The following is a 10,665-nucleotide window of genomic DNA, read 5'->3' as shown; positions in this document are numbered from 1 at the left end:
GGTGGTGATCTCTTCGGGTGCCCTTCGGGGCGAGCCTTGTTGATCCTTTCCTCAGGATCTTCCGGGTCTGCCCGCTGAAAAGGCTGCGTTGTCCAAGTCAAGTACACTAACCAAGCTGCAATTCCGCAAGGAATTGTCAGCAATGTCCAATCGCAAGATTGGGCGGGAAAGTATGCTTTTGGTCCAGTTAGCCCGCAAGGGTAAGATGGCAGAGACAAAAGGTCTGTCTTCTTCTGGATCAAATCAAGCGCGAGAAGGGCGTTTGGTGGATGCCTTGGCAGTAAGAGGCGATGAAGGACGTGATACTCTGCGATAAGTCCTGGCGAGTTGAGAATAAGCTTTGACCCAGGAATTTCCGAATGGGGGAACCCACCTGACAGTTCATTATAATAACTTCGGTTACTTATAGTGTTCTGAAACAGGTACTTAAGACCTGAATACATAGGGTTTTAAGAGCAAACCCGGGGAACTGAAACATCTAAGTACCCGGAGGAAAGGAAATCAACAGATACTCCGCTAGTAGTGGCGAGCGAACGCGGACCAGCCGAGCCATGATTGTGACTAGAACGACCTGGAAAGGTCGGCCAGAGTGGGTGACAGCCCCGTATAGGAAGCATGATTGGACGTATTAAGTAGGGCGGGACACGTGAAATCCTGTCTGAAGATCGGGGGACCACCCTCGAAGGCTAAGTACTCCTTACTGACCGATAGCGAACCAGTACCGTGAGGGAAAGGTGAAAAGCACCCCGACGAGGGGAGTGAAACAGTACCTGAAACCGAACGCCTACAATCAGTCGGAGGCCCCTTGCGGGCTGACGGCGTACCTTTTGTATAATGGGTCATCGACTTGGTCTATCTAGCAAGCTTAAGCCGTTAGGTGTAGGCGCAGCGAAAGCGAGTCTTAATAGGGCGAATGAGTTAGATGGATCAGACCCGAAACCGAGTGATCTAGGCATGGCCAGGTTGAAGGTGCGGTAACACGCACTGGAGGACCGAACCCACATCTGTTGAAAAAGATCGGGATGAGCTGTGCCTAGGGGTGAAAGGCCAATCAAACTCGGAGATAGCTGGTTCTCTGCGAAATCTATTTAGGTAGAGCGTCATACGAATACTCCCGGGGGTAGAGCACTGGATGGGTAATGGGGCCCCACAGGCTTACTGATCCTAACCAAACTCCGAATACCGGGAAGTACTATATGGCAGACACACCGCGGATGCTAACGTCCGCGGTGGAGAGGGAAACAACCCTGACCAACAGCTAAGGCCCCTAATTCATGGCTAAGTGGGAAAGCAGGTGGGACGACCAAAACAACCAGGAGGTTGGCTTAGAAGCAGCCATCCTTTAAAGATAGCGTAACAGCTCACTGGTCTAATTTAAGTTGTCCTGCGGCGAAGATGTACCGGGGCTCAAGCCATGAGCCGAAGCTTTGGGTGTGCGTAAGCACGCGGTAGCAGAGCGTAGTGTGACATAGTACTCATCCTCTTCTATCGCCTCGATATGAAAGTTGCGGGCAACCGCGCTCAAGTAGCGAAGCGGTAGCGCAGGGTAGAGTGCTTTCTGTGAAGCCGGCCTGTGAGGGATCCGGTGGAGAGATCACTAGCGAGAATGATGACATGAGTAGCGACAAAGGGGGTGAGAGACCCCCTCGCCGAAAATCCAAGGGTTCCTGCTTAAAGCTAATCTGAGCAGGGTAAGCCGGCCCCTAAGCCGAGGCCGAAAGGCGTAGGCGATGGGAACCAGGTTAATATTCCTGGGCCAGGAGGATGTGACGGATCGAGACTGTAGTTCAATCTTATCGGATTGATTGGGCTGCTGATCGGTTCCTGGAAATAGCCCTCCATCAGACCGTACCCTAAACCGACACAGGTGGATAGGTAGAGTATACCAAGGCGCTTGAGAGAACGATGTTGAAGGAACTCGGCAAAATACCTCCGTAAGTTCGCGAGAAGGAGGCCCGGTTCCAAGGCAACTTGGAGCTGGGGGCACAAACCAGGGGGTGGCGACTGTTTACTAAAAACACAGGGCTCTGCGAAGTCGCAAGACGACGTATAGGGTCTGACGCCTGCCCGGTGCCGGAAGGTTAAAAGGAGGTGTGCAAGCACCGAATTGAAGCCCCGGTAAACGGCGGCCGTAACTATAACGGTCCTAAGGTAGCGAAATTCCTTGTCGGGTAAGTTCCGACCTGCACGAATGGCGTAACGACTTCCCCGCTGTCTCCAACATCGACTCAGCGAAATTGAATTGCCTGTCAAGATGCAGGCTTCCCGCGGTTAGACGGAAAGACCCCGTGCACCTTTACTACAGCTTCGCACTGGCATCAGGCACAACATGTGCAGAATAGGTGGTAGGCTTTGAAGCAGGGACGCCAGTTCCTGTGGAGCCTCCTTTGAGATACCACCCTTGTTCTGCTTGATGTCTAACCGCGGTCCGTTATCCGGATCCGGGACCCTGCGTGGCGGGTAGTTTGACTGGGGCGGTCGCCTCCTAAAGAGTAACGGAGGCGCGCGAAGGTTGGCTCAGAGCGGTCGGAAATCGCTCGTTGAGTGCAATGGCAGAAGCCAGCCTGACTGCGAGACTGACAAGTCGAGCAGAGTCGAAAGACGGCCATAGTGATCCGGTGGTCCCGCGTGGAAGGGCCATCGCTCAACGGATAAAAGGTACGCCGGGGATAACAGGCTGATACTGCCCAAGAGTCCATATCGACGGCAGTGTTTGGCACCTCGATGTCGGCTCATCTCATCCTGGGGCTGGAGCAGGTCCCAAGGGTACGGCTGTTCGCCGTTTAAAGAGGTACGTGAGCTGGGTTTAGAACGTCGTGAGACAGTTCGGTCCCTATCTGCCGTGGGTGTAGGATACTTGAGAGGAGTTGCCCCTAGTACGAGAGGACCGGGGTGAACGATCCACTGGTGGACCTGTTGTTGCGCCAGCAGCAGTGCAGGGTAGCTATGATCGGACAGGATAACCGCTGAAGGCATCTAAGCGGGAAGCCCCCCTCAAAACAAGGTATCCCTGAGGGCCGAGGTAGACGACCTCGTCGATAGGCCGGAGGTGTAAGCGCAGCAATGCGTTCAGCTGACCGGTACTAATTGCCCGATAGGCTTGATTTGATCCAGTAGAAGACAAACCTACTGATCTCAAAAGCATACAACCCCAATATGCTTGACTTGGAAATTGGATTTTTACTCGGTTTGGTGGTCACAGCGCCAGTGAAACACCCGATCCCATCCCGAACTCGGCCGTTAAGCACGGTTGCGCCGATGGTACTGCGTCTCAAGACGTGGGAGAGTAGGTCACCGCCAAACCTAGTAAAAATCCAATAAATCTCTCATAAACGATGACAGCCCTGAACAGACATGACCAGGGCGCAAGAATTGGCGCGGGGTGGAGCAGCCCGGTAGCTCGTCAGGCTCATAACCTGAAGGTCGCAGGTTCAAATCCTGCCCCCGCAACCAATCAACCGGCCCTAGGGCCGGTTTTTTTGTGCCTGCAAAACCGTCCAGGCCAGGGGTGACTCTGCGGAATGTGGCTCATGCGCATGCAAGATCGCACTCTGCTCCCCACAACAGACCAACGTTCCAAAGGACTGGAAAAGCCCGCCCTTGGTTTCAAGGACGGGCTGTGCTTGATCTACTGAAGAATTGGGATGTGCTTACTGGCGGTCGCGGTGCGTCAGGTCAGCTCAGGCAAGGCACCGTTCAGCCAGGCCAGCACGCTGCCCGCGTCCGAAGCAAGCTCCTCGGCCCCACCGCTGGAGAAGGCATCGAATGCGTCCCGGTTTAGCTTGTTGACGCCGACCAGCACCGGGATATCGGCCTGTAGCGCCATGGCGATCGCGTCGCGAAAGCCGCGCCCTTCGGCCTCGTGCTTGCCGAACTTGTTGACCAGCAGAAGGTCGATATCGCCCTTCGTGAGCGCCTGTTCGGTCAGGGCCACGGCCTGTTCCAGCGCGTCCGTGTCCAAGCGGCAACCGCGCGCCTCGACGCCCCGGAATTGCGAGATGCGAATGGTCGGCCCGTCGGGCAGCACCTGCACGTCCATATCGCATTTGCCGCCATCCTCGCGGTCGCTGTCGATCTGCACCGTGCCCGCAATGCGCACGCCGCGATCAGCCAATTGGGCGGCGATATCGGCCAGAAGCAGGTTCGTCTCGCCCCGGCCGGGCGCGATGGTATAGGCGAATTTCATCATCTTGGTCCTTGATGGAAAAAGGGCGGGCCAAACGACCCGCCCCTTCAAGCCAGTGTTGCAGGCTCAGTTGTTGACGGCAAGATAGCCTTCCAGCTCGGCGGCCTGGCGTTCACGACCCGGCATGGCGGGCAGTTCACCGGCGGCGGCCAGCTCGTCGACGACCTCTTCATAGCGCTCCTGCCAGTTTTCCGGCAGACGGTGCGCGATGCCCTGGTGGCAGTCGATGCAGGTCTTGCCTTCGTCCAGCGCGATCTGGTGGTTGTCGGCGGCGCGATTTTCCTGCTGCGTGAAGTCCATGTAGTCGAACTTGTGGCAGTTGCGGCATTCGCGGCTATCGGTGCGCTTCATCGCGGTCCAGACGCGACCGGCCAGGTACAGGCGGTGGTCGTCGAATTTCTCGGGCGTGTCGATCACGCCGGTGATGAAGTGACCATAGAGCTCCCGCGAGGCCTGGATCTTGCGAATGATCTTCGGCCACCAGTCCTTGGGCACGTGGCAATCCGGGCAGGTGGCGCGCACGCCCGAGCTGTTCAACTGGTGCACGGTGCCTTCGTATTCTGCATAGACGTTCACCTCCATCTCGTGACACGAGATACAGAACTTCTCGGTGTTGGTTGCTTCAAGCGCCCAGTGGAAGCCGCCCCAGAACACGATCCCGGCGACGAAGCCCGTGATCATGAGGAAGCCCAGCGAAATGACGCCGGACGGCGACCAGAAGAAGCGCCAGAAGCGGCGGATGAGTCCGGGTTTCGTTTCAGACATGTCCCTTTTCCTTTCCCTCGCTCAACGGCCTCAGTTCGACGGCTCGAAGATGTTTTCCACCAACTCGGGCGCATCGGCTTGGGGCACGTGGCACTGGTTGCAGAACCAGCGGGTGCCCGCGACCGTGTCCAGCTGGTTGCCTTCGCGGTCCTGGTAGTGGGTCATCGACAGGGTCGGGGCCTTGCGTTCACCCGCGTTGGTCCAGTCGTGGCAGGACAGGCAGCGGTTGGCCTTCAGGTCGATCTGGTACTGGTCGACCGAGTGCGGAATCAGCGGCGGCTGCTGACGATAGTTGCGCGTGAAGCGGCTTTCGTCCTGGTGGAAAACATCCTCGACCGCAATGGGCTCGTCCACGCCGACCCCGCGCAGGGTCTCGACGTTCTGCGCGACGGCGATGCTGGCGAACAGGGCCGAGGCCGTGATGGCGCTTGTGAAGAAGATCTTTTTCATGGGTTATCTCCCGTGGTTGTCTCAGGCCGCGCGACTGGCCGTGGATTGGTGTTTGGGTTTCCGGCGCGGCGCGCGCGCGGGCGCCGGGGTTTCATCGAACCGCGTGGTAAAGCGGAATACGTCCGGTGCGCAGACATCCACGCAACGGCCGCAATTGGTGCAGTCGGCGGACAGGATCAGCGGCGTATCCTCGTCCGTCCCGCGCAGGGCGGGGGTTATGACGTGCATTTCGGGGCAGACGGCGAAGCAATCCATGCAATCGTCGCAGTCTGCGCGTTTGGTTGCGCTGATGCGCAGGATCGAACGGGCACCGAGCAGCCCGTAAAAGGCGCCGACCGGGCAGAGGTGGCCGCACCAGCCGCGGCGCGATACGAAGAGGTCGAACAGGAACACGGCGGCGACGAAGGTCCAGGCCGCGCCCATGCCGAAGATCAGCCCGCGGTGCAGCATCGAGATCGGGTTCACCAGCTCCCAGGCGACCGTGCCACCCAGGGCGGACACCGCCAGCACCATGCCCAGCACCCAAAAGCGGGTCGTGCGTTTCGGTTGCCAGCCCTTCTGCAGGCCCAGCTTGTCATGCAGCCAATGGGCGCCATCGGTGACCGGGTTGATCGGGCAGACCCAGCTGCAATAGACCCGCCCGCCGACCAGCGCATAGGCAACCGCGACGATCACCGCACCGATCAGCGCGGTGGTTTCCGGCCAATGTTGCGCGGCCAGCATCTGCACCGTGATGAACGGGTCGGTGAGCGGCAGGACATCGAAGGTCAGCGAACCCGACAGGTTGCCCTTGACCCACCAGATGCCGAACCACGGCCCCAGCATGAACAGGCCCAGGAAAACGGCCTGGCTGATCCGGCGCAGCACCAGGAACTTGTGGGCCTGCCACCAGCCTTTCTCGTCGATGGCCTCGCGGCCGACGGGGAGTTTCGTTTCCGCACTCATTGCGACGTCCCTCCTGTGCCGGGGAGGTTGAAACCGGGGTTGAACCCGCCATCCATCGAAGGATCGGGCATCGTCTCATAGAAACCACCCGGGGCGGCCAGGTTATCGGTACCCGGTCCGGGCAGGCGGTCGGGCAGGTCGATCAGCTCGTCGACCAGCTGCTCGCGGTCTTCCCAGCCCAGTTTGTAGTGATCGGCGGCCTCGGCGGTGGCCAGCCGGATCGGCAGCACCTTGATGGCGCTTTCGCCGGGCAGCACGCAGGATTTCTCGCATTTGCCGCAGCCGGTGCAGGCATCGCTGTGCACCACGGGCATGAAGATCGCATGCGCGCCGGAGCGCTGGTTGTGCGACAGCTCAAGCGTGATTGCCTTGTCGATAACCGGGCAGACCCGGTAGCAGACGTCGCAGCGCAGACCCAGGGCGTTCAGGCAGCGTTCCTCGTCGATGAGGACTGCCAGGCCCATGTCGGCCTCGTCAATATCCGTCAGGTCATGGTCCAGCGCACCCGTGGGGCAAGCCACGACACAGGGAATGTCGTCGCACATCTCGCAGGGGATATCGCGGGCCGTGAAGAATGGGGTGCCGGTGGCGGGGCCGTCCAGGCCCAGCTCGGCCAGTTTCAGCGTGTCATAGGGGCAATCCCGCACGCAAAGGCCGCAACGGATGCACGCGGCCAGGAAATCCTCTTCCGGAAGGGCTCCGGGGGGGCGGATCGCCTGGGCAGGGAGGGCACGGGCATCCGTTGCGAATTTGGTCAGCGCCATGCCCGCCACCGCGCAGCCCGCGGCCACCCGGGCCGCATCCTGCAGGAAGCGGCGCCGATCCATGGCACTGGGTTTGCGTTTCGTGGCGGCGGACATGGTCTTATCCTCTTGTTATCGTTGTGTCTTCAGCGCGATCAGGCGCGTTCAACCTTGCAGGCACACTTCTTGAAGTCGGTCTCTTTCGAGATCGGGCAAGTCGCGTCCAGGGTCAGCTTGTTGGTCAGCTGGCTTTCGTCGAACCAGGGCATGAAGACCGAACCGACCGGCGGCTTGTTCCGGCCGCGGGTTTCGACACGCGACAGGACCGAACCACGTTTGGTCGAGATCTCGATCTCCTGACCGCGACGCAGACCACGGGCCTTGGCGTCATCCGGGTGCATGTAGACCACGGCGGACGGGAACGAACGGTGCAGTTCCGGCACGCGGCGGGTCATCGAACCGGAATGCCAGTGCTCCAGCACACGGCCGGTGATCAGCCACAGGTCGAACTCGGCATCGGGCTCTTCCGCGGCGGGCTCGTAGGGGGCGAAGATGATGTTCGCCTTGCCATCGGGCTTGCCGTAGAACTTCACGCCTTCGCCGGCCTTCACGTAGGGGTCGTACCCCTCGCGGAAGCGATAGAGCGTTTCCTTGCCGTCAACCACCGGCCAGCGCAGGCCACGGGCCTGGTGGTAGGTGTCGAAGGGCGCCAGGTCGTGGGCGTGGCCGCGGCCGAAGTTGGCATATTCCTCGAACAGGCCTTTCTGCACGTAGAAGCCGAAGTGCTTGGATTCCTGGTTCTCGAAGCCGTCCTGAAGTTCCGACAGCGGGTACTTGTCGACCGAACCGTTGGCGTAGAGCACTTCGAACAGGGTCTTGCCGCGCAGTTCCGGCATCTGGTTCAGAAGCTCGTCGTCCCAGACCTCTTCGGTCTTGAAGCGTTTCGAGAATTCCATCACCTGCCAGACGTCCGACTTGGCGTCGCCCGGTGCATCCACCTGCTGACGCCAGAACTGGGTGCGGCGTTCGGCGTTGCCGTAGGCGCCTTCCTTCTCGACCCACATGGCGGTGGGCAGGATCAGGTCGGCGTTCATCGCGGTCACGGTCGGATAGGGATCGGACACGGTGATGAAGTTTTCCGGGTTGCGATAGCCCGGGAAGCCTTCTTCGTTGATGTTCGGCGCGGCTTGCAGGTTGTTGGTGCACTGCACCCAGTGGCAGTTCAGGTCACCATCACGCAGCTTGCGGTGCTGCAGCACGGCGTGGAAGCCGGGCTTGCCGGGAATGGTCCCTTTCGGGATGCCCCAGGCTTTTTCGCAGATGTCGCGGTGCGCTTCTTTCATGACCACCATGTCGGCGGGCAGACGGTGGGCGAAGGTGCCGACCTCACGCGCCGTACCACAGGCCGAGGGCTGACCGGTCAGCGAGAAGGGCGAGTTGCCCGGCTCCGAGATCTTGCCGACCAGCAGGTGCACGTTGTACATCAGGCTGTTCACCCAGGACCCGCGGGTGTGCTGGTTGAAGCCCATGGTCCACAGCGACATGACCTTGCGGTTCGGGTCGGCGTACTGCTTGGCCAGACGCTCCAGCGCGGCGGCGGGCACGCCCGACAGCTCGGCGGTGTATTCCAGCGTGTATTTCGATACGGCCTCGGCATATTCCTCGAAGGAAATCGGGGTCAGTTTGCCGTGCTTGCCGTCATGCGCCGGGTTGGCTGCGGCCTGTTCCAGCTCGTGGGTCGGACGCAGACCATAGCCGATGTCGGTGGCGGTCTTGGTGATGTTGACGTTCTTCTCGACGAACTCCTGGTTCACCGCGCCCGTCGTGATGATGTAGTTGGCGATGTAGTTCAGGATCGCCAGGTCCGTTTGCGGCTTGAAGATCATGCCATTATCAGCCAGCTCGAACGAACGGTGTTCGAAGGTCGACAGCACGTGCACCTCGGCGCCCGGTTTGGTCAGGCGGGTGTCGGTCAGACGCGACCACAGGATCGGGTGCATCTCGGCCATGTTCGAGCCCCAGAGCACGAAGGTATCGGCGTGTTCCAGGTCGTCATAGCAGCCCATCGGCTCGTCGATGCCGAAGGTACGGATGAAGGCGGCCACGGCCGAAGCCATGCAGTGACGCGCGTTCGGGTCGATGTTGTTCGAGCGCAGGCCGGCCTTCATGAACTTGGCGGCGGCGTAGCCTTCCCAGACGGTCCACTGGCCGGAGCCGAACATCGAGACGGCGGTCGGGCCCTTCTCGCGGATCGAGGCTTTCCATTTCTCGGCCATGATGTCGAAGGCTTCGTCCCAGCTGACCGGTTCGAAGTCGCCGTTCTTGTCATAGACGCCGTTGGTCTTGCGCAGAAGCGGGGTGGTCAGGCGGTCTTGGCCGTACATGATCTTGGACAGGAAGTAGCCCTTGATGCAGTTCAGGCCGCGGTTCACCGGGGCTTCCGGGTCGCCCTGTGTGGCGACGACGCGGCCGTCCTTGGTGCCGACCAGCACCGAACAGCCGGTGCCGCAGAAGCGGCAGGCCGCCTTGTCCCAACGGATGTCGGGGCTGCGCGGCTGCGCGGTGGCGCCATTGGGCAGGGTGATGCCGGCGGCCGACGCGGTGGCGGCGGCGGCCGAGGCCTTGAGGAACGAGCGGCGGGACGTGGACGCTGTCATGTTGTGGGTCTCCCGGGTTCAGTGTTTCGTTGGCGAAGCGGCATCGACGGCACCGATTTCGTCGTCATGCTCTTCGAAAGAGTGATAGGTCAGCGTGACGGTCAGCACGCCGGGGATCTGGTGCATGTCCATGATCTGATCCGAGGCGCGTTTGTCCTCGGTATCTTCGACGGTCACGACGATGCGTCCGTCTTCATGAGCGTGAACTTCGCCGCCCTCGGTCGCGTTGATGGCCGTGACGACCTCGGCGGTCCTCTCGGGCTTCGTGTGGACCAGGCAGCCGCAGATGTTCAGCATGGGCGGGCCTCCGTTTCGGGTTTGATTTGTACAAGAGTGATGGCGCCGACCGGGCAGGGGGCAATGCAGGCCCCGCAACCGGTGCAGCTGTCGCGATCAAGCGACATGTCGGCAAGCCCGCCCGGTTTCAGCTGAAAACCGATCGCGCGGGCGTCGCAGAAATCCTGGCAGGTGCGGCAATGCACGCCCTGGTCGGACAGGCAGGTGTTGGCAACTTGTGCGCGCCAGAGCCAGGGCAGCTCGGCGTTCAGCGCGCCGGGTTCGCAGGCGTCGATACAGGCGTTGCAGAAAGTGCATTCCCCGTTCGCAAAGGACAGGACCGGAAGCCCTTCCTTGTCGCGCATGATGATCTCTTCGGGGCAGGCTCGCGCGCAGTCACCGCATTGGGTGCAGGCATCGTGGAACGCGATCTCGCCGCTGGCCCCGGGGGGGCGTTGGACGGGCGCCTCGTTCACTCTTCCCCTGAGAAGGGCGCGTCTGGAAGGCTGTGCGTTCACGGATCCTAGGCTCGCTTGCAATCTGCTGGCTCAGATTTTCCATAGGACGGATGGGCTCGCGACATCTTGACCTAGATCAAACATTTTGGCGAATTTTTCTATTTGAAATCAGTAATTTACACATT

At 60.4% G+C, this 10,665-nt stretch carries 8 protein-coding genes, 1 tRNA gene and 2 rRNA genes; 3 read left to right on the top strand and 8 right to left on the bottom strand.

The annotated features are described in order from the left end of the window. Positions 1-241: 241 nt before the first annotated feature. The 3 genes from ACO07D_RS05225 to ACO07D_RS05215 all read left to right on the top strand — a co-directional run bounded on the left by ACO07D_RS05225 (position 242) and on the right by ACO07D_RS05215 (position 3,453). A 23S ribosomal RNA gene (locus ACO07D_RS05225) occupies positions 242-3,108 on the top strand. 80 nt (positions 3,109-3,188) lie between these two features. Beyond that, a 5S ribosomal RNA gene (gene rrf / locus ACO07D_RS05220) occupies positions 3,189-3,303 on the top strand. 73 nt (positions 3,304-3,376) lie between these two features. Then, positions 3,377-3,453 (top strand) — tRNA-Met (locus ACO07D_RS05215). Positions 3,454-3,670: 217 nt separating this feature from the next. On the opposite strand, the gene ACO07D_RS05210 is transcribed toward ACO07D_RS05215, so the two are convergent. The 8 genes from ACO07D_RS05210 to napF all read right to left on the bottom strand — a co-directional run bounded on the left by ACO07D_RS05210 (position 3,671) and on the right by napF (position 10,498). Then, entirely contained in the window at positions 3,671-4,186 is a 516-nt protein-coding gene (locus tag ACO07D_RS05210) for a DUF2478 domain-containing protein (protein ID WP_421701900.1), read from the bottom strand. A gap of 66 nt (positions 4,187-4,252) precedes the next feature. Then, a complete protein-coding gene (locus ACO07D_RS05205; RefSeq protein ID WP_421701899.1) occupies positions 4,253-4,951 on the bottom strand; it encodes a NapC/NirT family cytochrome c in 699 nt (232 codons plus the stop codon). 30 nt (positions 4,952-4,981) lie between these two features. After that, positions 4,982-5,401: a nitrate reductase cytochrome c-type subunit gene (locus ACO07D_RS05200; protein WP_421701898.1), complete on the bottom strand. Its 420-nt coding sequence runs from the start codon at positions 5,399-5,401 to the stop codon at positions 4,982-4,984. A 21-nt stretch (positions 5,402-5,422) separates the two neighbouring features. Beyond that, positions 5,423-6,346, bottom strand: coding sequence for a quinol dehydrogenase ferredoxin subunit NapH (gene napH, locus ACO07D_RS05195; protein ID WP_421701897.1), 924 nt, complete (start codon positions 6,344-6,346; stop codon positions 5,423-5,425). Then, the gene (gene napG, locus ACO07D_RS05190) at positions 6,343-7,206 is read right to left on the bottom strand and encodes a ferredoxin-type protein NapG (RefSeq protein WP_421701896.1); all 864 of its coding nucleotides are present in this window, start codon (positions 7,204-7,206) and stop codon (positions 6,343-6,345) included. Before napG ends, napH begins: the two co-directional genes overlap by 4 nt. Before the next feature lie 38 nt (positions 7,207-7,244). After that, entirely contained in the window at positions 7,245-9,746 is a 2,502-nt protein-coding gene (napA, locus tag ACO07D_RS05185) for a nitrate reductase catalytic subunit NapA (protein ID WP_421701895.1), read from the bottom strand. A gap of 18 nt (positions 9,747-9,764) precedes the next feature. Continuing rightward, positions 9,765-10,043 carry a chaperone NapD gene (locus ACO07D_RS05180; RefSeq protein ID WP_421701894.1) on the bottom strand — a complete coding sequence of 93 codons (279 nt, stop codon included), beginning with the start codon at positions 10,041-10,043 and terminating at the stop codon, positions 9,765-9,767. Continuing rightward, entirely contained in the window at positions 10,037-10,498 is a 462-nt protein-coding gene (napF, locus tag ACO07D_RS05175; protein WP_421701893.1) for a ferredoxin-type protein NapF, read from the bottom strand. The genes ACO07D_RS05180 and napF overlap by 7 nt, the downstream gene beginning before the upstream one ends. Between the last annotated feature and the right edge of the window lie 167 nt (positions 10,499-10,665).

Origin of the sequence: Aliiroseovarius sp., assembly GCF_965228805.1 — a bacterium.
Classification (GTDB): Bacteria; Pseudomonadota; Alphaproteobacteria; order Rhodobacterales; family Rhodobacteraceae; genus JASBTN01.
This window is presented reverse-complemented; position numbering and strand designations above follow the sequence as displayed.

What these genes read in the sequence shown, in the direction of transcription:
- ACO07D_RS05180 (WP_421701894.1), bottom strand. Translation starts at nt 10,043, where the DNA reads ATGCTGAACATCTGCGGCTGCCTGGTCCACACGAAGCCCGAGAGGACC.
- napH (WP_421701897.1), bottom strand. Translation starts at nt 6,346, where the DNA reads ATGAGTGCGGAAACGAAACTCCCCGTCGGCCGCGAGGCCATCGACGAG.
- napG (WP_421701896.1), bottom strand. Translation starts at nt 7,206, where the DNA reads ATGTCCGCCGCCACGAAACGCAAACCCAGTGCCATGGATCGGCGCCGC.
- ACO07D_RS05200 (WP_421701898.1), bottom strand. Translation starts at nt 5,401, where the DNA reads ATGAAAAAGATCTTCTTCACAAGCGCCATCACGGCCTCGGCCCTGTTC.
- napA (WP_421701895.1), bottom strand. Translation starts at nt 9,746, where the DNA reads ATGACAGCGTCCACGTCCCGCCGCTCGTTCCTCAAGGCCTCGGCCGCC.
- ACO07D_RS05210 (WP_421701900.1), bottom strand. Translation starts at nt 4,186, where the DNA reads ATGAAATTCGCCTATACCATCGCGCCCGGCCGGGGCGAGACGAACCTG.
- ACO07D_RS05205 (WP_421701899.1), bottom strand. Translation starts at nt 4,951, where the DNA reads ATGTCTGAAACGAAACCCGGACTCATCCGCCGCTTCTGGCGCTTCTTC.